This window comes from Pelotomaculum propionicicum, assembly GCF_004369225.1.
Lineage (GTDB): Bacteria > Bacillota > Desulfotomaculia > Desulfotomaculales > Pelotomaculaceae > Pelotomaculum_B > Pelotomaculum_B propionicicum.
In genome coordinates this window covers 1-19,863 of the sequence record NZ_QFFZ01000035.1, presented here as the reverse complement: position 1 = coordinate 19,863, position 19,863 = coordinate 1, and the positions used below count along the sequence as shown (strand labels likewise).

The 19,863-nt window shown below is 54.3% G+C and carries 20 protein-coding genes; 12 read left to right on the top strand and 8 right to left on the bottom strand.

Annotated elements, in window-relative coordinates:
- The first annotated feature begins 16 nt into the window (after positions 1-16).
- Both Pmgp_RS13670 and Pmgp_RS20600 read left to right on the top strand, forming a co-directional pair.
- Complete coding sequence (locus Pmgp_RS13670; RefSeq protein WP_134214545.1) at positions 17-1,054, top strand: gas vesicle protein; 1,038 nt, start codon at positions 17-19, stop codon at positions 1,052-1,054.
- A gap of 237 nt (positions 1,055-1,291) precedes the next feature.
- Positions 1,292-1,414 carry a hypothetical protein gene (locus tag Pmgp_RS20600; RefSeq protein WP_282432907.1) on the top strand — a complete coding sequence of 41 codons (123 nt, stop codon included), beginning with the start codon at positions 1,292-1,294 and terminating at the stop codon, positions 1,412-1,414.
- Between the two features lie 130 nt (positions 1,415-1,544).
- On the opposite strand, the gene Pmgp_RS13665 is transcribed toward Pmgp_RS20600, so the two are convergent.
- From Pmgp_RS13665 to Pmgp_RS13650, 4 genes are all read right to left on the bottom strand, one after another.
- A complete protein-coding gene (locus Pmgp_RS13665; protein WP_134214544.1) occupies positions 1,545-2,855 on the bottom strand; it encodes an STAS domain-containing protein in 1,311 nt (436 codons plus the stop codon).
- A gap of 465 nt (positions 2,856-3,320) precedes the next feature.
- A complete protein-coding gene (locus tag Pmgp_RS13660) occupies positions 3,321-3,938 on the bottom strand; it encodes a sigma-70 family RNA polymerase sigma factor (RefSeq protein ID WP_134214543.1) in 618 nt (205 codons plus the stop codon).
- Between the two features lie 39 nt (positions 3,939-3,977).
- Positions 3,978-4,286, bottom strand: a complete 309-nt coding sequence (locus Pmgp_RS13655) for an Hpt domain-containing protein (RefSeq protein WP_134214542.1) — start codon at positions 4,284-4,286, stop codon at positions 3,978-3,980.
- A gap of 578 nt (positions 4,287-4,864) precedes the next feature.
- Entirely contained in the window at positions 4,865-6,586 is a 1,722-nt protein-coding gene (locus Pmgp_RS13650) for a uracil-xanthine permease family protein (protein ID WP_134214541.1), read from the bottom strand.
- A gap of 754 nt (positions 6,587-7,340) precedes the next feature.
- Here Pmgp_RS13650 and Pmgp_RS13645 point away from each other — a divergent pair.
- A complete protein-coding gene (locus Pmgp_RS13645; protein ID WP_134214540.1) occupies positions 7,341-7,760 on the top strand; it encodes a hypothetical protein in 420 nt (139 codons plus the stop codon).
- Positions 7,761-7,789: 29 nt separating this feature from the next.
- Here Pmgp_RS13645 and Pmgp_RS13640 read toward each other — a convergent pair whose 3' ends face one another.
- The gene (locus Pmgp_RS13640) at positions 7,790-8,533 is read right to left on the bottom strand and encodes a response regulator transcription factor (protein WP_243119852.1); all 744 of its coding nucleotides are present in this window, start codon (positions 8,531-8,533) and stop codon (positions 7,790-7,792) included.
- A 459-nt stretch (positions 8,534-8,992) separates the two neighbouring features.
- Here Pmgp_RS13640 and Pmgp_RS13635 point away from each other — a divergent pair, with 459 nt between their 5' ends.
- A complete protein-coding gene (locus Pmgp_RS13635) occupies positions 8,993-11,935 on the top strand; it encodes an ATP-binding protein (protein WP_134214539.1) in 2,943 nt (980 codons plus the stop codon).
- A 21-nt stretch (positions 11,936-11,956) separates the two neighbouring features.
- Here the strand turns inward: Pmgp_RS13635 and Pmgp_RS13630 are convergent, their stop codons facing one another.
- Positions 11,957-12,289, bottom strand: a complete 333-nt coding sequence (locus Pmgp_RS13630) for a type II toxin-antitoxin system PemK/MazF family toxin (RefSeq protein ID WP_134214538.1) — start codon at positions 12,287-12,289, stop codon at positions 11,957-11,959.
- A complete protein-coding gene (locus Pmgp_RS19795) occupies positions 12,274-12,555 on the bottom strand; it encodes a hypothetical protein (RefSeq protein WP_192902931.1) in 282 nt (93 codons plus the stop codon). The genes Pmgp_RS13630 and Pmgp_RS19795 overlap by 16 nt, the downstream gene beginning before the upstream one ends.
- A gap of 336 nt (positions 12,556-12,891) precedes the next feature.
- On the opposite strand from Pmgp_RS19795, the gene Pmgp_RS19790 reads away from it, so the two are divergent.
- From Pmgp_RS19790 to Pmgp_RS13615, 3 genes are all read left to right on the top strand, one after another.
- Entirely contained in the window at positions 12,892-13,050 is a 159-nt protein-coding gene (locus Pmgp_RS19790; protein WP_192902930.1) for a hypothetical protein, read from the top strand.
- 67 nt (positions 13,051-13,117) lie between these two features.
- A complete protein-coding gene (locus Pmgp_RS13620; protein WP_134214537.1) occupies positions 13,118-13,432 on the top strand; it encodes a DUF6922 domain-containing protein in 315 nt (104 codons plus the stop codon).
- Positions 13,378-14,070: a nucleotidyl transferase AbiEii/AbiGii toxin family protein gene (locus Pmgp_RS13615; RefSeq protein ID WP_243119851.1), complete on the top strand. Its 693-nt coding sequence runs from the start codon at positions 13,378-13,380 to the stop codon at positions 14,068-14,070. Before Pmgp_RS13620 ends, Pmgp_RS13615 begins: the two co-directional genes overlap by 55 nt.
- An 88-nt stretch (positions 14,071-14,158) precedes the next feature.
- Here Pmgp_RS13615 and Pmgp_RS13610 read toward each other — a convergent pair whose 3' ends face one another.
- Complete coding sequence (locus Pmgp_RS13610; RefSeq protein ID WP_134214535.1) at positions 14,159-14,623, bottom strand: nucleotidyltransferase family protein; 465 nt, start codon at positions 14,621-14,623, stop codon at positions 14,159-14,161.
- Positions 14,624-14,919: 296 nt separating this feature from the next.
- On the opposite strand from Pmgp_RS13610, the gene Pmgp_RS13605 reads away from it, so the two are divergent.
- The 5 genes from Pmgp_RS13605 to Pmgp_RS20345 form a co-directional block, all read left to right on the top strand.
- A complete protein-coding gene (locus Pmgp_RS13605; RefSeq protein WP_205078035.1) occupies positions 14,920-15,243 on the top strand; it encodes an NHLP leader peptide family RiPP precursor in 324 nt (107 codons plus the stop codon).
- Positions 15,244-15,275: 32 nt separating this feature from the next.
- Positions 15,276-16,685, top strand: a complete 1,410-nt coding sequence (locus Pmgp_RS13600; protein ID WP_134214534.1) for a SagB family peptide dehydrogenase — start codon at positions 15,276-15,278, stop codon at positions 16,683-16,685.
- 122 nt (positions 16,686-16,807) lie between these two features.
- Positions 16,808-17,752: an MDR/zinc-dependent alcohol dehydrogenase-like family protein gene (locus Pmgp_RS13595; RefSeq protein ID WP_134214533.1), complete on the top strand. Its 945-nt coding sequence runs from the start codon at positions 16,808-16,810 to the stop codon at positions 17,750-17,752.
- Positions 17,753-17,862: 110 nt separating this feature from the next.
- A complete protein-coding gene (locus tag Pmgp_RS13590) occupies positions 17,863-18,156 on the top strand; it encodes an NHLP leader peptide family RiPP precursor (RefSeq protein WP_134214532.1) in 294 nt (97 codons plus the stop codon).
- Between the two features lie 118 nt (positions 18,157-18,274).
- Positions 18,275-19,863, top strand: a 1,589-nt coding sequence (locus tag Pmgp_RS20345; RefSeq protein WP_134214531.1) for a TOMM precursor leader peptide-binding protein, incomplete at its 3' end; no start/stop codon positions are given.

The following is a 19,863-nucleotide window of genomic DNA, read 5'->3' as shown; positions in this document are numbered from 1 at the left end:
TTGAGAGGTAGAAGATATGGTGAGCAAGGGCAAACAGTTATATCCTTCGCAACGCCGGGAAGTAACGCTCAACGATCTTCTCGACCGCCTTTTGACTAAAGGGTTAATGTTAAACAGCGACGTTGTGGTTAGTGTGTCCGGCATTCCACTGCTTGGACTGAATTTGCGCCTGGCCTTGGGCGGCATGTCAACCATGCTGCGATACGGTTTTATGACGGACTGGGATGATGCCATCCGCTCCGCAGCTAAAAAAAAGCGGGTTGAGGCAGGTCTCCACCTGGAAGATGGAGAGAAGCTGCTCCTTTCCCTGTTTGGTTCCTGCTGGTACAGCAAGGGTATTTACTCCGCATGGCGGCCGGGGCTTATTTACCTGACCGACCGCCGCCTGCTGCTCTGCCGGCAGGAACCCTCAGAGACGCTGCTGGATATTAATTTATGGCTGATCAGCGGAATCGATAACCGGCAGGTTAAACACTTCAGCGACCAGAACAGGCAGGAGGTTTGGCTCACCATGACTTCCGGCGATGTGGTCCGGCTGCATTGCATAGACAGTGAGCGCTTGTTGGATACCCTGAAAAAAGCACATGCCCTGGCCGGCCCCAAAAACATTAACCTGCCGGCTCCGGATATTGGGGAGATGATCTGGCACCTGACGCCGGGCGGCAAGGTCAACTGTGCCTGGCAGCCCGGAGCCTTCAGCGTGCAGGATGGCGGTCTGCGCTGGCTGGGACACTCCCGACAAAGCCTGTCGTTCCGGGTGTTCGCCACCGATGTGCTGGCATTGGAGTTTGTCGAAGAAGATATTATGAGCGGCCCGGACGGCAGAGCGGTATTGGAAATGCATTATCTGGGCCGCACCAACCCGGAAAAAGCTTACTTTGCCGGTGATATGAACGCTTTACGTCCATGGGTACTTCTGCTCAGGGAAGCCCGCCGCGACATTCTGGAAACCTGTCCGGCTTGCGGGGCGCCCGCTCCCACAGTCAGGCTGCTTAATAAGGGCTGTGCCGTCTGCGGCTGGCTCAGCGCCCGGTTAAAGCGGCTCTTACCTTAGAGTCTATCGGACTAGAGGCACCATGGCCAGGCCTGGATAACCGGTGAAGTTGACAAGGGCGCCACTTTTTATTTTTGTTTTCCAAAGCAAACGGCGCCCGCGGAAGCAGCCCGGGAGTTCACCTAGGGCTTGCCTTTCGGCATTGCAAGCCGGTTGGCAATGGCAGGAATCGCAGGGTTGAAATAGAATATGGATATGATAATATCCTCTATTGTGCCGGAGACTGGGGGCAGGCATTTGGCAACAGCACTGTTGGTTATTTGTGTCACCCTGGCGGCGGTTGGATTTGGAGCAGCTTTGTTTTTTACCATAACCTATCTGCTGCGGACTGTCAGCGGGTGGTCTTCCATGGCTGGTTAACTACTGATTATATCAAACGTAGTTTTAAGAAGCAAAAAGAACGTCCCCTGCTGATAATCACAAGCATACCCATCAGGCCGCGCGTAATATCATCAACTCTCTCACCTCTTCCGTCAGCCGGCCTGAACTTTTATTTACCATCTTGTCTCAATCCCTGCAGATAGCTGACGCCGATCAACCCTCTCTTAATGGTTGAAGCGTCCAACAGGTGGCGCATATCTATAAAATCTCCTTGATCCACTACCTGGCTAATCTGCTTTTCCAAATTAACTGCCCTGTCAGGGAAGGGCAGCAGGCTGAAAAAGACCCCGTGGTTGTGCAACATCTGGTTTTTACCTCCCGTATTGGCCGGGTGCAGGTAAAATACACGGTTAAGAATATCCTGGTCAAAAGCCGATAAATCCGCCTGTAAAGATATGCCTATCCCGCAAATAAGGCCGGTTACCCCGGTATGCCTCTGTTTTTTGTCGGATTCGAACCACTGCTCCACGTTCTCGCTGTCAGTGATCATCCTGCCGTTGGCCGAAGCAAATTCGCATACTGGTGATTTTAATATCCCCGAGCCGAAGACGGCAGGCATCTGGGCGCAGACAGCCAGGCCGAGCGCGCCTTTGTAGTCGGGACGCCTGATCGCCGCCGACCGGAACAGTTCGCTGTATATGTCTCCCAACGAAGCACCCTGGGGGTCGTCGCTCACAAAATAAAACAATTCGTTAAATCTACCGTTCAGTGAAACGTTAAAACCCGTTCGCACCCTCACTCTGCCGGTATCAGCCTTCGGAATAAGAAAATCAGGGGTGTCGTTGCCGTCAGTGGGCAGCCAGACCATGGTCCCGCCAATGGTCATCATCTCGCCCATCACGGTATAATAATCATCTACCGCGTCCCCTAACGCTCCCAAGCCGATGGAATATTCAGCTTCGGAAAAAGTCTTGGAAAACAGCCTTTCTTTAGTGACTCTGGAATACAGCACATCCTTGATATCGCCCGTTACTAAAGCTTCGCCCTTTTCGGAAGAAACAGGAATTATTGTCGCTTTGCCGCAGGACAGGTCTATTTTTTCGAGCTGTTCCCAGTTTTGCAGATACTCTCTTTCCCGAATGCTCTGCCGACCGCAGGCAACGGCCTGTTCCAAAGTATCGAAGACGGGCAAAAAAGGCAAGAAACCCGCCGTATCCATGACGTCCCGGCAAAACCGGCCGACACGGCACAAGGCGACAGAGCCTTCGTCACGCCTCATCCTTTTGCTGACCGACATGATGATCCTCAGCCCGGCGCTGCTGATATAGCTGACGTCTTTAAGGTCGAACACCACTGCCGCGATGTCGGGCGCCAATTGTTGCTCTATTGTGTCCTGCAGGTTTTTGGCCGCAAAAGCGTCGACCCTCCCTTCGAGCGTCAGGATCAGCAGCCCCCCTTCCCTGGTTGCGACAACTTCCATACCCAATCACTCCTCGTACAATAGTTTTTTTAACTCCTTATTGAATCCATTCCCGAAATCTAACGGGTCATTGTTCTTTCGTTTTCACTCATTTTGTTTACCTCTTTGTTATTCATAATTTTAAAGATCTCCCCAAACATTAATGTTTACGGTCTCCAACTCTTCTTGTATATCATGTCTTCCGGCAGCTTAAGGTTCAATATTATTTATTAAGCTTATGCCTGAATCTAATAAACGCTATGCTTATTGCTATAAAGCCTCAGCTGCAGCCTCCCATGCAAACTGGTATATGGATGGTTTCATGATTAGAGTAATTTCGGAAAGTCGGTTTGCAAAGACCGTTCTGTCATCGCGAGGAGCGAAAGCGACGTGGCGATCTCACAGTATAAAGCGGGGGTAAGAGCCGGAGATTGCTTCGCTTAACGCTCGCAATGACAAACGGTAGGACTTTCCGAAAGTATTCGATTATTGCAAGGGGGGGAAAGCAAGAGAACCGTCCCCGTGCTTCTCCCCGTGCTTCCCGTGCTTCCGGGAACCGTCCAGCTCCGCCCGCAGCCGCCGCATGGCCCGGTACAGGATTACAGCCACGTTGCTTTCGGTCAGGCCGGATATTTCGGCTATGGCATGGTTGGTCAGCCTCGCCGAAAACTTCAGGGCGATCAGGTTTCGCTCCCGGTCAGTCAGGCTGGACAAGGCTGTCAAGAGTTGTTCCCGGCTTTGGTTATGAATTACCGTATCTTCCGGCCCGGTTCCGGAGCAGGCCGTTTCGCCCAGGACTTCAAGCGGAACCAGCCTGTGGCGCTTTTGGGCGCGCAGGTAGTCGACGACGGTGTTGTGAGCGATGGCAAAGAGCCAGCCGGCAAAGGTCCCCCGCTCCGGGCAATAGTTGCCGATTTTGGTCAGGACCCGCTCAAAGACCCGGCTGGTGAGTTCTTCCGCCTCGGTCATGTCGCCGACGCGGTAGCGCATATATTTGTAGACTCGCTGAAAATAATGCTCGTAGACCGAGGCGAAAGCAGCCGGCTCGGTTGCAGCGCGGGCAACCAATTCCGCTTCATTCGATAACATTGCAATCGTTTGCATAAAACACACTCCACAAGGATTACCAGCCGGCAGTTTTTTTCACATGCCCAGCCGTCGCCGCAGGTCCTGCTCGACCCGGACGTACTCCGCTTCAATTTCTGAAACAAGTCCGGCAGCCCCGGCAGTGTCGCCGGTTAAAGCCAGCGCTTCCAACTCCCGGCACAGGCCGGCGAAGCGACCGATGCCGATAAAAACGCCGCCCGACTTCATACTCTGGGCCTGAGCGCGCACGGCGGCGTCGTCCCCCCTGGCCAGGACGGACCGCAGAGAGTCCAGCCTGGACGGCATTTCAAGTAGAAAGGCTTCGATGACAATACTAAGGAAATCGACGTTCACACCCTCAACCAAGACGGACCTCCTTCCCCCGCCAGTGTAATCGCACTCCTCCTTCCGGACAGGCGATAACGACCTGGTTGCCCCTTTTTTTAAATTCTAGCAACTGCAACCTTAAATCTAAGAGAAGGTAACCTTAACTGAACCTTAAATTTACCTCAATTCTGCAATTTTTTAAAAGAAAAACCCCCGCCGGCAAAGCCGGTAGGGACCATTTTGCTTTTAGGGGGGAGGTCGGTACCTTTAAACACGGGGTAAAGGAATACTGGCTGGTGGATCCGGATGCTAAAAAATAGAAAGCCCCCGCCGGCGAACCGTGGGGCCTTTTTTTGTTTTGGCTCGGTTTTTAAGGGGTTGAAATAGCTTTTCCTTTCCCGGTTACTCGGCCATCACAACTTTTATCCACCCTGTAGTCGGGACTTCTGACGGACGCCAGCCGGAACAGTTCGCTGTAAATTTCCCCCAGAGTAGCCCCCTGGGGGCGCATGTAAAATAGAATAGTTCATTGAATTTACCATTCAAGGAAACGTTAAAGCCTGTTCGAATCCTCACTCTGCCGGTGTCAGCCTTCGGGATAAGAATCAGGGGTTTGGCTAATGATCAAAGTGGAACTGTACGTAGCAGGCGCCGCCTTTGCTGTCCGATTTAATCCGGTCCGCGTAATGGCGCATCAAAAACCCGGAAAGCTTGATGAATGCGTTTTCGTCATGCAGCAGTTCTTCCTCCGTCGGGCGCGCATCGGGAAATTCCATTAATACACCCTGGTAGCGGATATTTACATCCAGGTTGAACTCGTCGAAACCGACCTCCATTATTACTTTCTCAGAGGTCAGTTCCAGTGTCGCCACAGATTCCATAAACTCATTCATAGCCGAAGCCGCGCGGCCCACCACTTCCCGGCGGGCGCCCCAGACCCCGCCCTGGATCTCCATAAAATCAACGATCTTTTTATAGTTGTCCTCCCCCGGAGCGAGGTCAATCTTTTCCCGCTTGGCTATGCCGAGGCGGAAAAGCAAATTCAGGAGCAGCACGGTTACCGTCGCCACCGTAAGTGAAGAATTAAAAAGAGGCTGCAGGACGGGGTGAACGTTGCTGTACAATCCCGGCAGCATGTCCACGCTGACCCCGAAGATGATGGCTGAACCGATGACAATGATTTTTCTGGTGTCGATCATCCGGGAAGTGACAATTTGAATGCCGGACAGCAGCATGAAGGTTACACAAAATATCAGCGTTGCCCCCATGACCGGCTTCGGCATAATCGCAAACAGCACGGAAATTTTGGGACAGAAGGCCAGTAAAGCGTATATGCCCCCGATGGCATAGGCGATTACGCGGCTGGTGGCCCCGGTGGCCAAAGAAAGTCCGATGTTGGACGAAGAAGTGGTATGGGCCATGCCGCCGATCAATCCGCCGAATACCGTTTTTGTCGCCTCGGCCAGAATACCCCCGCCAATGGTATCCAGGTCCGGTCTCTTCCATCCGGCGTCGTTGATTTTCTGGCAGGTGGTGATATCGCCCACGCACTTAAGTGACGCGCAAAGCCCGGCAATCAGAAAGGGAAAAAGCACTGCCGGATCAAAGGACCAGCCGATGTGCCCCAGGTAGGGCAAAGCGATTAGGGAAGCCCGGCTCAGTTGCTCAAAGTCTGAAGTGGTAAACAAACCAAATATGTAGGCGAAAAAATAACCGATGATGATGCCGATGATCATGCAATACTGCCGCATGTTTCCCTTGCCCCAGATATTTATCCCCACCATCACCGCAAAGGTGATGACGGCAACAATGACGCTGGGGGTTTGCTTGACGTCAGACGCATTGTCAACGCCGAAAAAGAGGGTAACGGAGACGGGTATAATGGCCACCCCGACCATAAACACGACAACACCGGCCACCTCCGGTGGAAACAGGATCCGCAGACGGCGTATCATCTGCGACAACAATGCCTCAAATAAACCGGCTACGACGGTCATCCCGGACATCAGGGGATAGCCGCCCGTCTTCACCGCCAGTATGGCGGCGGGAAGAAACGGCTCGCTGCCTCCCTCGGGGGCAAGATAACCGGATCCGACGGGACCTTTCTTCAAACCCTGCAGGATGGTTCCAACGCCCCCGGCGATCATTGATAAACTCACCAGTCCCTGCACCTCCTGCGACGTGCCGTTTACCGACTGCACCACCAGCACGGGGAAAATCAGCGCGGCGGACATCAGCAAGACATGTTGAATTGCGAGCATGACCGTGATCAATAACGGAGGCCGGTCATCGACACCGTAAACCAAATTTACGGGTTTTATGGGTGTGTGGCTTGCCAATTTACTCTCTCCTGTGGATGTGTTAAATATCCAGGATTATTTAAAGATTTCAGCCGGTACCGCGACGTAATTTAAAGGTTGGCGCCAGCCAGAGAGGAACGGTATTTAAAGTATTGGGGGTACCAACTCTTTCAGAGGAATGCCCCCATGTCCGAAGGTGTGTGGCCCTATGCCTTAATCGGCAAGAAGCTGGAACCCGTCCCGTGGCTTAGCGGACATGCGAAACAAGCAATATTATGCTGTAATACTATTTAATTCTTGTGGCGCCGCAGGAGGTTTTTATGATAAAAGGACACTGAAAATAGATGTCGAATATGAAATATTGTGATAACACCTGTTCATTTTTCTTTATTCAACACGATCCATAATAATCCTTCATAAAATTCAGTCAGGCAGGATTGCAGCAGTTGCTGGAATCGACGGTCAGGAAACTCCCTCTACCGGATAGAGTTGCCGGCGGCGTTAAAGTCCTTGCGGGAAAGATGGCTTAAGGGCCGCCATTCTTTAAGAAATATTTAATAAAAGCGTGTAATGAAAACCCGGCTGTAACGTATTTAACATACAGCAAGCTAAAGGCAGGATTGCAGCAGTTGCTGGAATCGTTGGCGCTGCCTATTCTGTTGCTTTGCAGGTAAAAAGATCAAAGTGTCTGAGTGATCCTCATGGAGAGTGGTTTATGTTGGCGGCCTGACCCAAAGCAATGCGGCCGTAATCCTGTACCGGGCCTTGCGGCGGCTGCGGGCGGAGTTGACGCTTGAGAGGTGATAAAAACATGGATGAGCAAAAATGGGCCGAACGCTTCAGCCGCGAGGTGGATGGAATTTTACAGGGAGCGGAGCCGGCGCCGGCCGGCCCGGCGCCGGAGGAATACAGGAAGGCCGTAGACATGGCCAAAGAATTGGCCGGGACCGATTTCAACGACGAGTGCCGGGGGCGGCAGGGTTTGCGGATCCGGCTGCTGGACATGTTTGCAGCGCGCCGGGCAGAGCATGCCGGAGAGATTGAAGGCTACGGCACGGAACTTGACGATGAAGAACTGAAGAACGTGGCCGGCGGGACTGAAAACAGCCGAAAGGATTCCTGTTCTTTGTGCGACTGCGGGCTCAGTTTCCAAACGATAACGGGCGGCACCTGCCCCTTCTGCGGCCGCCTACGGGAACGCCATCCCTCGTAACAGCCTGTCTTCACTGACAATGAACGGTTTTAAGGTGACTGTAAAACGCTGAACTTGTAACCGAAGCCTCTTACGGAAATGATAAATTTGGGGTTGGCCGGGTCCTCCTCGATTTTTTTGCGCAGCTTGCTGATATGCACCATTAACGACCGGTAATCCACAGATTCCCTGCTTTTCCAAACGAGTTCCATTATCTTGTCGGCGCTGTAAAAGCGGTTTGGGTTTTCAGCCAGCAGGGCCAGAATATCGAACTCCCGCGCGGTCAGGACGGCGGGTAAGCCGTTAACTTCAACGGTGCGGTTCGTCAGGTCTATCTTTAAGTCCGGGAAATCGAGGACTCTTTTGGGCTTCTCAACTTCACCGGCTTTGCGCAGTTGCCGGTGGCGGCGCAGGTGGGCCTTCACCCGGGCCACCACTTCAAGTGGGTCGAAGGGCTTTCTGACGTAATCATCGCCGCCCACACCCAGGCCCAGGGCGACGTCCATGGTCTCGCCCTTGGAGGTAATAAAGATGATCGGCACGTTTGTTTCGCTGCGGATTTCCTGGCAAATTTCCAGCCCGTCCAGTTCCGGCAGCAGGATATCCAGGAGGATGAGGTCGGGCTTTTCCCGGCGAATCATCTCCAGGGCGGTATAGCCCGTGTCGGCGGTAATAACTTGAAATCCTTCTTTGGCCAGGTAATGAGCAATCAGTTTTTGAACAACGGCCTCATCGTCGACCACCAGTATTTTTTCCCCCGCCAAATCTTCCACCTGCCGTTTCCGTGGCGGCATTACAAACTCCACCTGGCCGCTTCTACCTCAGTCAGCTCGATAACTTCAGGGTTTTAATCATTATTTCAGCCGGCCGCGCCGGACAATGCGCCAACAGGTAGATTTATTTCAGGTACAGGTGCAGTTCATTTTTTCGTTAAATATTTTACCATATAGAAGTAAAATTTGAAACGGCATTGGTTATGCTGTTTGATCATGTCGAAAAAACGATTTCCTTCCTCACTCCGAAAGATAGCGACGGGTAATTTTTTTCGACTTCGGCTTTATTTTTGGATGGGCTCCACTAAAAGCATGAAATGTCGATAATTATATCGAATGCCGCCCCTAATGGAAACCTTTCTTTCCGGAGAAAGCGCAAGCATATCAAAGGCTCGTCACTAACGTCGCGGTTCCTGCGGCGGCCGGACTGCAACCGGGAAGGAAGCCTTTTGGTCTGCTTTTCTACCGCGAGGTGTTTCTATGTCCAAATTGAACAAAAGAATAACGCTTGCAGCCCTATGCGCGGCAGGTCTTTTTCTGGCTTTTCTGTATTTCCAGGGCCGGTTGACGGAGGAAAGAGCGCGGCCGCCGGAGGCCGTGAACGGTGTCCTGGATCTGTCCGGCTGGGACTTTGCACGGCAGGGAGCCGTGCAACTGGAGGGTTGGTGGGCGTTCTACTGGGAGCAGTTGCTGACCCCCCCGGATTTTAAAAGTGAGCCGCAAAAAACCGGTTTTATCAAAGTGCCGGGCGTGTGGAACGGGTACGCCGTCAACGAAGGGGGCGCTGCCAAGCGTCTGTCCGGCGACGGCTACGCCACCTACCGGCTGATTGTCAAAACGGCCGGTCAAAACGAATTGCTGGCGTTGAAAATTCAGGACTTTGCCACTTCCTACCGGCTGTGGGTGAACGGGCAACTGCTGGCGACCAACGGCCGGGTGGGAAAAAGCGAAGAGGAGGCGGCCCCGCAGGCCTTTCCCATGCTGGTTGATTTCGCAAACGACCGGCCGGAAATCGAACTGGTCCTGCAGGTTGCCAACTTCACCCATAGCAAGGGGGGGATCTGGACTGGGATTTCTCTGGGGCCCACCGGCCAGATCCAGACCCTGCGGGAAAGGCAAATCGCCAGTGGACTGTTTCTTAGCGGCGCCCTGGTGATTATGGCCGTTTACCACCTGGGGCTGTTCATGCTGCGCCGGAAAGATCGCTCCACCCTTTTCTGCGCCCTGCTGTGCCTGCTGGTGGCCGTGCGGTCCAGTGTAACCGGGGAGATTGTCATCCTGGACCTTTTTCCCGGTACGAGCTGGCGCCTGCTGTATGTGCTGCAGTACCTGGCCTTTTACCTGGCCGTGCCCGTTTTCGGACAATTTATCCACTTGCTGTATCCCGGTGAAACCTCCCGGAGGTTTATTATGATTTCCTGGGCTGTCGCGGCGCTGTTCAGCCTGACTGTAGTCGCCACCCCGGTTAAGGTCTATTCTAAATTCATATTGTGGTACGAGCTTTACACCATCCTGTTTTTATTGTACATCGCGCTGGTGGCGCTGGTCCGGGCGGCCTTGCAAAAAAGGGAGGGCGCGGCGTATTTTATCCTGGGCGCCGTTGCCCTGGTCCTGGGGGCGATCAACGACACCCTCGTGGCCAACGACGTGCTGGACGGCCCGTACGTCATTGACTTCGCCCTCTTCATCTTCCTCTTCTTTCAAGCCCTGGTCCTGTCCATGCGTTTTTCCAGGGCCTTTGTCACGGTGGAAAAACTGTCCACGGAGCTGGAGGCGTACAGCCGCACCCTGGAACAAAAGGTGCGGGAGAGGACCAGCGACCTGGAGCGGGCGAAGCAGGACGCCGACGCCGCCAACCGGGCCAAGAGCGACTTCCTGGCGGTCATGAGCCACGAGATCCGGACCCCCATGCACGGACTCATAGGTATGGCCGAACTCCTGGCGGGGACTCCCCTGAATGAGGAGCAGCGGGAGTACGCCGCTGTGATCAACGAATCCTCGGCCATGCTGCTGGCCGTCATCGACGACATCCTGGATTTTTCCAAGATCGAGGAGAGCAGGCTGGCCCTGGAAGAGGTTGACTTTGACCTCCGGCAGGTGGAAAAAAAGGTGGCCGGCCTGTTCGCGCCGAGGGCCGGGCTGAAAGGCCTGCGTTTTACCTCGGCCGTTGATCCGGCAGTACCTCCCGTTCTGCGGGGCGACCCCCTGCGCCTGGGTCAGGTGTTGCTGAATCTGGTCGGCAACGCCGTGAAATTCACCGAACGGGGCGAAGTATCCCTGCGGGCCTTTGTGGAAGAGCGGAAGGGCGATACCGCCGTAATACGGTTTGAGGTGCGGGACACCGGCCCGGGCATCCCGGATAGCGTCAAGGACAGTCTGTTCGAACCCTTTACCCAGGCCGACGCCTCCACCAGCCGCAGATTCGGCGGCACCGGCCTGGGACTGTCCATCTGCCGGCGGTTGGTGGAACTGATGAACGGGGAAATCGGCTTTGCGAGTGAGGAGGGTCGCGGCGCGACCTTCTGGTTCGCCGTTCCTTTTATAGCGGGGGAAACTGTGGAAGCGCCGGACGAAGACGACACCGCCACATCCGGGCGCTTGCCGGGGTGGGCGCAAAACCCCGGGCCCATCCTGGTGGCCGAGGATTCCCCCGTCAACCGGAAGCTGATTCTCGCCCAGCTTAAGAAACTGGGGCTGGAGGCCGAGGTGTCGGACGGCGGCCGGGAGGCGGTGGAAGCCGCGTCCCGGACCGCCTACGCTTTGATCCTGATGGACTGCCAGATGCCGTTGATGGACGGCTACGAGGCCGCCAGGGCCATCCGCCGGCTGGAAGAGCGGCTGGGGCGGCATACCCCCATCGTGGCCACCACCGCCGGCGCCACCCGGGGGGAGCGGGAGAAATGCCTGGCCGCCGGGATGGACGACTACCTGAGTAAACCCGTCCGGCTGGCCGACCTGCACCGGGCGCTGGCCCGCTGGCTGCAGGGGCCGGACTCATCCTCTGCGTCGAACGTGGAAGAAACAGCCTCAGCCGGGGAGAGCGAGGTTGCGGCGGCAGCGAAAACGTCCTCCGGTTGCGGGGGGCTGAGGGAACTGACGCGGGTAACCGGCGGTGACGCCGGCCTGACGGCTGAGATCATAGAAGCTTTTTTGCAGGACATGCCGGCCAAACTGGCCCGGCTGAATAACGCCCTGGCCCGGGCGGACGCCGCCGGGGCGCGCCTGCAGGCCCACGGCATGAAGTCCAGCGGCGCAATCGTGGGCGCCGCCCGCTTCTCCGGCCTGTGCCGGGATCTGGAGGACCTGGCGGGATCAGGTGATCTGGCGGGGGCAAAAGCACTGTTTTCGCAAGTGGAGGAGGAATACGGGCGGGTCGAAGAGGATTTGCGAATTTTTCTGGGCGAATATGGACAGTCCGACTAAACAATGACTCTCCCCTGCTACTCATTTTGTTAATATTTCAATAATTTTATCAATAACGGTACCTATTTTGTTGTTGTTTATTTTACCAGCCTTATAAACAACAATATTTTCGTCCGCCGTAAACAGTCTATTCGGCCTTATATTGCTGTCTTGGTTCAAATTACCTTCTTGAAATTCCCGGGTTAACAAAGGTATTGCATAATCATCTTTTACTTCTTTACTTGTTATTTGACAAAGAATAATATCGTCGCCTTTTAATCCAGCCAAAACTAAAGCCGGCCTGCGTTTACTGCTGGACAAATCGGAAAACGGAAACGGAATTACAACCACATCACCCTTTACAAATTTGCCCATGCTTCGTCTTCCTCCGGTCTTTGCCAATCCTTGCTTAAACTGCTTTCACTCGCAAGGAGTAAATCTTTTCTGTTACCAAATTCTTTTTGACTGAATGACTCAATTATTTCTTTGATATTTTCGCTGTTCAGGTACTGATTTATTGCAACTCTGACAATGTTGGAAAAATCATAAACGTCAGCGCCGGCTCTTTCATTTAAACCCTTTGCAACTAATTCCAGAGCTTTAACAACATTGCCATCAAGCTTTATTGATTTGGTTACCAAAAGTTACACCTCACCTTTTCATTGGGTATTATTATATATTATACTATAATACACCGCATTACAATGTCAATAAAGCTTTTCAGCACGAGAAAGAAAGAGGTCTCCACCGGCTTTGCCGGCCGGGGGCTTTCCTAATTGATCCGCTGAAACCGCTAAACCGTCAAATCATAAAAAAATTGCGAATTAAGATCAATTTAAGATTCAGTTAAGATTATCTTCTCTTAGATTTAAGGTTGTAACTGCTAAAATTTAAAGAGTTGAAGGAACAAATCATCAAGAAGGCGCAGCCGGACCGGGAATTCAAGAAAGCATTGGTCGAGAATCCAAAAGGAGCCATTGGACGATGAAGCCACCGGCGCGGAGTTCGAGCGGGACAGCGCGACCAAGACCCTTTCGCTCCTGGTGAAAGAACTTGCTTCCGAAAGTGAATCAAACAATAACCAGGCGCCGGTCCTCGAGATCAGCTTGCTGCAGGCCCTGGCCGGGATTTGTTAAGCCAGATAATGGAATTATTGCGTCAAATATGCTATAATAAATACGGGTCAAGAAAGGATAGATCTAAATGGATAAAAAACGCAAAATTCCTGTATGGCTTTATCCTCTTTTCTGGGACGTAAATCCGCAGGAAGTGGATCTGTCACGGAATAGTGTCCTGGTTGTAGAAAGGTTGTTAAATGAAGGCGACCAAAAGGCGCTGAACTGGTTGTTCAGGACATACACTGAAGATGAAATCAGGCAAGCTGTATTGCACAGCAGGTCCCTTTCCTTAAAGACAGCAAGGTGTTGGCAAAACTATTTTAACCTGAAAGAGGAAGAGATGCGGTGTTTTGGGATGCACTCGACCGGCCCCGCCACGATTTACTCTGCAGAATTGTAAAAAACATGCCGGTACCCGGCAGCTACCTTGCTGGAGGCACTGCTCTGGCACTGATGCTTGGACATCGAAAATCCATTGATTTTGACTGGTTTTCTCCTGAGCAATTTGACCCGGAGCAACTGTATTATCGCTTATCGTCGCTGGGCAGAACCAGGATTGCGGAAACACGGCAAGGAACATTTCACGGCTTTGTTCGCGACATAAGAATTACCTGGCTGCATTATCCCAACCCGTTGTTGGAGCCGCTTATCGCAGCGGAAGATGTTCCCGGTTTTTTCCTGGCTTCACTTAAGGATATTGCCGTAATGAAATGGGTAGCTGTCAGCAGCCGCGGGGCGCGTAAGGATTTCATTGATTTGTACAGTATCTGCCGGAGCGGCTGTGACCTTGAAGAACTGCTATCCGTTTTGCCTCATAAGTATCCGGGGGCAGATATCAATTCGTACCACATGGTTAAGAGTCTGTCTTATTTTGATGATGCCGAACGGGAAGTAATGCCGGTCATGCTTAAGGATATATCCTGGCAGTCGGTAAAGGAATACTTCCTGGCAAGGCAAAAGCGTTTGTTAAACAGGATCAAAATAAGCGGCAAATCAGCGCCGTTTACCTCCGGCCATTCAGAGAACGGCCGGAGATAAACGTTTAAGAGGCGTTTCTCTAATTTGCAAATGTTTCAGCACATACACAGGGATTCTCACGTTTGAAAGTGAGAATCCCTTGTTGGTTTTACAGGTGGAATTGGGCTTTTCTGATGTAAATGCCTATTCCACAATTTGAGCCATCATTTTCAGGAATCTTTCCATACTGTCCTTCAAGTTCGGGGTCACAATTCCACCCCTCCTTTGAGGATGTAGTCCCCCGTATTTCCGGCTCTATCTTTTCCAGTTCCACCAGATCAAAGTCGAAGGGCGCCAGAATGTCCATCACTTCGGAATACAGCTTCCAGAAATTGACCTTGTCGCTTAAGCCCGATAGGGCAATATCTATATCGGAGTGTTCCATAAATCTGTCTTCCCGGAGCAATGAGCCGAATAGAATGACTTTACATCCGTAATTTTTTTTCAGGTGGACGGCTGCCCGCCTGACCCGCTCCATGGCTTGACTGTATCGCCGGGCCAGATGCTGTTCCTTCTGTTTTTGATGTTCACGCCAACCGGCCCGGTATTTGGATAACTGCTCAGAAGTAGGCATATTCGGACACTTCCCCTTTGATCCATCAACGCTGAAAATAAAATTTTCATCTTCTGCTGGCGCCGTGACAGCGGCATGAGTCTATTGGGATTTTTTCTCTTTTTATTATACCATCATTTTTTTCCACAATCAGTATGTCCGAAATATTTATCTTTCTCAGCTGTTGTCACGTGCCCTGACGAATTTTTTTAACAATGTGTAATGAAAGGGCGCAAACAACGTATTAACGGTTGAAGCCGCCGGGGAGGCTCCGGAGTGGGTTGGCTTACCTTTTCATGGTGAAGGGAGGTGACATAATGGGCAGAGAGGCGATGAGCAAAAAGCTGGGGCAAATCATTGCCAGGGCCTGGTCTGACGCGGATTTTAAAGCCAGGCTGCTGGCAAACCCGGCAGAGACACTGCAGGCCGCAGGGGTCGAAGTTCCGGCCGGGGTAAAGGTCAAAGCGGTGGAGAACACCAACGAGCAGTTCTATCTGGTCATACCGCAAAAGCCGGACGATTTGAGCGAGGAGCAGTTGAGCAATGTCGCGGGTGGCTATAACCCAGGCGATCTATGTGATCCGTGCCAATTCGGTTCTCACGGTCCGCAAGGGGGAGGTTATCCCCCTGCGCGTCCTTAAGATGATGGCGAAAATTATTAAGGAGAAAAACAATGGCCTATCCATACATCCTTTCCTTAAAAAAAAGTATTGCCGTCCGCACGGACGGTCCGGACCTGCTGCTGGCCGGCAGTGACGCTGAAGGGATGCGTCTTAAAGGCCCGTCGGCGGCCCAGAAAAATATCCTGGCCAACCTGACCGACGGCGGCCTGACTGCGGAGCAATTGGTGGAGGCGGCGCGCCGCGCCGGTCAGGACGCCGACCCGGCCCGGCTCTACTACCTCCTGGCCGCCCTGGAGCGGAAAAAATGGATCTGTTATACCCTGGCGCCGGGCGGACGGAAGTTGGCCACCCTGGAGCCGGTCTCGGGCGCCTTTACTCTTCACGGTGCACCGGTTCAGGGGTGCTACCGCCTCTCCCGCTTTGCCTGCCTGCGGCGGTTGGACCGGGAAATGGTACTGGAAAGCCCCCTGGGGCACGGGCGGATCTTTTTGCACCACGGGCCGGCGGCCCTGGCGGCGCTTTTGGCCGAACCCCGGAGCGCGGCGGATTTGGCCGGCGCGCTGCCCTTTGCCGGGCTGCCGGATATCGAGGCCTTCATCAATCTGCTGCAAAGCGCCGGGGCCCTTTTCCCCTGCGACGGGGAAGGCCGCATTGCCGAGGACGGGAGTCCGCCCCTGCGCCAGTGGGAATTCCACGACCTTTTATTTCACAGCCGCAGCAGGACCGGGCGGCACGACAACGTCCAGGGAGGGGCATTCCCTTTCCTGGGGGAAATCCCTCCCCTGCCGGGGCTGAAACCGCCCATGTCCGATCAGCGGATCTCCCTTTACCGGCCGGCTGCCGCCGAACTGGAAGACATGGGGCGCGACTTCTTCTCAGTGCTGAACGCCCGCCGCTCCCTGCGGGAACGGGGGACGCAGCCCCTTTCCGCAGAGCAGCTGGGCATTTTCCTGTACTGTACCGGCAGGGTCCAGCAGCACCTGCCCGCCAGCCCGGCGCAGGGTCACCATTATGAAGCCTCCCTGCGCCCCTGCGCCGCCGGCGGCGCAATCCACGAACTGGAGTACTACCTCACCGTTTCCCGCTGCCGGGGCATCGAGCCCGGCTTCTATCACTACGACCCGCGGGAGCACGTACTGGAATGCCTGGGTCCCCTGGGCGCGCCGCAGGAAAAGCTGCTGGCCGACGCCCGCATGGCCATGGGGGGCAAAGACTGCGATCTGCTGATCACCCTGGCCGCCCGTTTCCAGCGGGTCGCCTGGAAGTACCGGTCAGTTGCCTATGCCCTGGTCATGAAGAACGTGGGGTGCATCTACCAGCAGATGTACCTGGTGGCCACGGCGCTGAACCTGGCGCCCTGCGCGCTGGGCGGGGGCAATGCGGATCATTTTGCCCAGGCGTCAGGGCTGGATTACTATACGGAAGGCTCGGTGGGAGAATTCGCTCTCTCAGGCCGCTGAGGAAATTTTCCACCTGTTGTCCCGTGCTCTGATGAATTTTTTTAAACAATGTGTAATGAAAGGGCGTAAGCATTTGTTAATTATATCTATAAAATATAAAACGGAAAGTACGGTGATAACCCTTGAAATGCCTTTTTTACGATGGCAACCTAAAACTCATAGAAGATTACGCCAAACCCATTTCTGCTGCCAACGAAGTCCTAATCAGAGTTTCCCTTGCCGGCATCTGTAATACTGACATCGAAATTATGAAAGGTTACAAGGGGTTCAAGGGCATCTTAGGCCACGAGTTCGTTGGAATCGTTGAGTATTCCCCGGTACCAGAGCTAATAGGTAAGAGGGTGGTAGGCGACATTAACATCGGCTGCGGTGAATGCGCTCTTTGCATTGGGGGCCATCATAAGCACTGTGGGAACCGTAGAGTACTTGGAATTCTTGGTAAGGATGGTGCTTTTGGTGAGTACATAACTTTGCCCGTTCAAAATCTTCATACGGTTCCGGACAATGTTTCCGATTTTGAGGCGGTCTTTGCGGAGCCATTGGCTGCGGCCCTGGAAATTACGGAGAAATACCATGTAAAGCCAACTGATAAAGTAGCAGTGGTCGGTGATGGTAAGCTAGGCCAGCTGGTTGCTCAGGTACTGAGCCTGACTGGGTGTAATTTAACGGTCATTGGGAAACATGTGGAGAAGCTGCAATTGCTAAAAGATATGGCAATAACAGCAAACTTGTCAGAGGCTAATTTCCATCGGAGGTTTGATCTTGTCGTCGAGTGCGCGGGGAATCCGGAAGGTCTAAAGTATGCTCAGCAAATTGTAAAACCGGCGGGAGCAATTATTTTGAAGAGCACTTATCATGGCAGCGTAACAACGGAACCTGCTAATTGGGTAGTCAATGAAATCACGCTGATGGGCTCCCGTTGTGGTCCGATGGATGCAGCGCTAAGGTTGTTGGAGAGAAAGCTTGTTTCCGTAGAAAATTTGGTTAGCGGGGTTTACAGGCTGGAAGATTGGGAGAAGGCTTTTGAGGCCCCGGGATGTTTAAAAACATTCTTTAAGATAATCTAAATAGCCATGAATAAGGAGTAGAATTTTCTACATATGCGGATAAAAGATGAAGATGTTTTAAAAGCAATTTTAATGTTTGCAAGGAGTTCCTACTATAAGGAGGCAAAATAATGGACAGGGAAGAAATGAACAAGAAGATGGGTCAAGTAATCGCCAGGGCCTGGTCTGACGCGGATTTCAAGGCCAGGCTGCTGGCCGACCCGGCAGAGACGCTGCGGGCTGAAGGGATCGAATTTCCGGCCGGGGTAAAAGTCAAGGCGGTGGAAAACACCAGTGAGCAGTTTTATCTGGTTATACCGCAAAAACCGGACGAGTTGAGCGATGAGAAGTTGGATACCGTAGCGGGTGGATATTGCGGTTCGCGGCCTTGCTCCGTCCAGTGTAATTTTTGCACTGTCAGTTAATTGTCAGCGCATGAAAAAAATAAGCAGCAAATCGGCGCCGTTCACCTCCGGCCATGCGGAAAAACGGCCGGAGGTGAACATTTAAGAGACGTTTTCCCATACACAAAGGAGATCCAAAATGAACATACCCGCTTTCAAGTCTCATTTTCATGTGGAGGTATTCCCCGGCGAAGGGGTGCTGCTGCTCTCCGAAGCTGATTCCAGGGCGCTGCACGGCCGGGCCTATGAACTGGTGGCCCCCCTGGTTGACGGCCGCCGCAGCGCCGGTGAAATCGTCGACGCCCTGGCCGGGCGGGTGGACGCGGCCACGGTCTATTACGTCCTCACCCTGTTAGAGTCCAAAGGGTACCTGACCGGGGCCGCCCCAGAGATTCCCGCAGTAGAGGCCGCTTTCTGGCACGGCACGGACATAGAGCCCCGGACGGCGCTGGCGGCGTTGCGGGACCGGAAGGTGGCCGTCCTCGCCGCGGGCGGGCTCGACCCGGCCGGAATGCACTCCGCCCTGGAAGCGGCCGGGGTGCAGACGGGGCCGCAGGAATCGGCCCATTTGTGGCTGGTCCTGACCGACGATTACCAGCGGGAGGAACTGGCCGCCATTAACGAGACGGCGCTGCAAGGGGCGCACCCCTGGCTGCTGGTACGGGCAACCGGCCCCCAGTTGTGGCTGGGGCCGCTCTTCATCCCCGGCGAGACGGGCTGCTGGCAGTGCCTGTGCCTAAGACTCAAGCGGAACCGGCTAACTCATACCTTTGTCGCCGCCAAAAGGGGGCTCTCCACGCCGCCCCTGACGGCTTCGGGCTGCCTTCCTTCCACCCGGGCCGCCGTCTACCAGATGGCGGCGACGGCGGCGGCGCAGTTTCTGGCCGGCGCCCCCGGCGCCCTGGCGGGCAAGGTGCTGAGCCTGGACTGGGCAAGCTGGACGCCGCAAACCCACCGGCTGCTGCGCCACCCCCACTGCCCGGCCTGCGGCACGGCGGAAGTCCCTGCCGTAAAGCCATTGGCGCTGCAGCCGGGCAAAGCGTCCTTTACGAGCGACGGGGGGCACCGCCTGGTGGCGCCGGAGCGGACCCTGAAGAAGTACGGACACCTGATCAGCCCCATTACCGGGGTGGTGACGCTGCTGGAGCCGGCGCTGCGGGATGAAGAGGTGGCCCATGTTTTCGTGGCCGGCCATAATTCCGCCCTGAAAACGGAGCGGCTGGATTTTCTCAAGCGGAGCCTGCGCAGCGCCAGCTCCGGCAAGGGGGTCTCCGGGATCCAAGCCCGGGTCAGCGCCCTCTGCGAAGCCATCGAGCGTTACAGCGGCGAACTGTCCGGCGGCGAGGCGCGGGTGACCTGCGCGCTGAAGGACTGGCCGCCCGGCCAGGCCTATCACCCCAATGACATTATGCTCTACAGCGCAAAGCAGTATGCGGAACGGGAAGCCTGGAACAAGCGGGGCTCCCGCTTCAACCGGGTGCCCGAACCCTTCACCCCGGAGCTGGTAGTGGACTGGACCCCGCTCTGGTCCCTGACCCAGGAGCGCCACAAGTACGTACCCACCCAACTGGTCTATTACGGCGCCCCGGCCCGGGCAGGCGACGACACCTTTTACGCCGTGGGCTGTTCCAACGGCAGCGCCTCGGGCAATACCCCGGCAGAGGCGGTGCTGCAGGGCTTTTTTGAACTGGTGGAGCGCGACGCGACGGCCCTGTGGTGGTACAACCG

What these genes read in the sequence shown, in the direction of transcription:
- Pmgp_RS13640 (WP_243119852.1), bottom strand. Translation starts at nt 8,533, where the DNA reads ATGCCGCCACGGAAACGGCAGGTGGAAGATTTGGCGGGGGAAAAAATA.
- Pmgp_RS13600 (WP_134214534.1), top strand. Translation starts at nt 15,276, where the DNA reads ATGGCCTATCCATACATCCTTTCCTTAAAAAAAAGTATTGCCGTCCGC.
- Pmgp_RS13670 (WP_134214545.1), top strand. Translation starts at nt 17, where the DNA reads ATGGTGAGCAAGGGCAAACAGTTATATCCTTCGCAACGCCGGGAAGTA.
- Pmgp_RS13630 (WP_134214538.1), bottom strand. Translation starts at nt 12,289, where the DNA reads ATGGGCAAATTTGTAAAGGGTGATGTGGTTGTAATTCCGTTTCCGTTT.
- Pmgp_RS13635 (WP_134214539.1), top strand. Translation starts at nt 8,993, where the DNA reads ATGTCCAAATTGAACAAAAGAATAACGCTTGCAGCCCTATGCGCGGCA.
- Pmgp_RS13665 (WP_134214544.1), bottom strand. Translation starts at nt 2,855, where the DNA reads ATGGAAGTTGTCGCAACCAGGGAAGGGGGGCTGCTGATCCTGACGCTC.
- Pmgp_RS13660 (WP_134214543.1), bottom strand. Translation starts at nt 3,938, where the DNA reads ATGCAAACGATTGCAATGTTATCGAATGAAGCGGAATTGGTTGCCCGC.
- Pmgp_RS13620 (WP_134214537.1), top strand. Translation starts at nt 13,118, where the DNA reads ATGGATAAAAAACGCAAAATTCCTGTATGGCTTTATCCTCTTTTCTGG.
- Pmgp_RS13610 (WP_134214535.1), bottom strand. Translation starts at nt 14,623, where the DNA reads ATGCCTACTTCTGAGCAGTTATCCAAATACCGGGCCGGTTGGCGTGAA.
- Pmgp_RS13605 (WP_205078035.1), top strand. Translation starts at nt 14,920, where the DNA reads ATGGGCAGAGAGGCGATGAGCAAAAAGCTGGGGCAAATCATTGCCAGG.
- Pmgp_RS13590 (WP_134214532.1), top strand. Translation starts at nt 17,863, where the DNA reads ATGGACAGGGAAGAAATGAACAAGAAGATGGGTCAAGTAATCGCCAGG.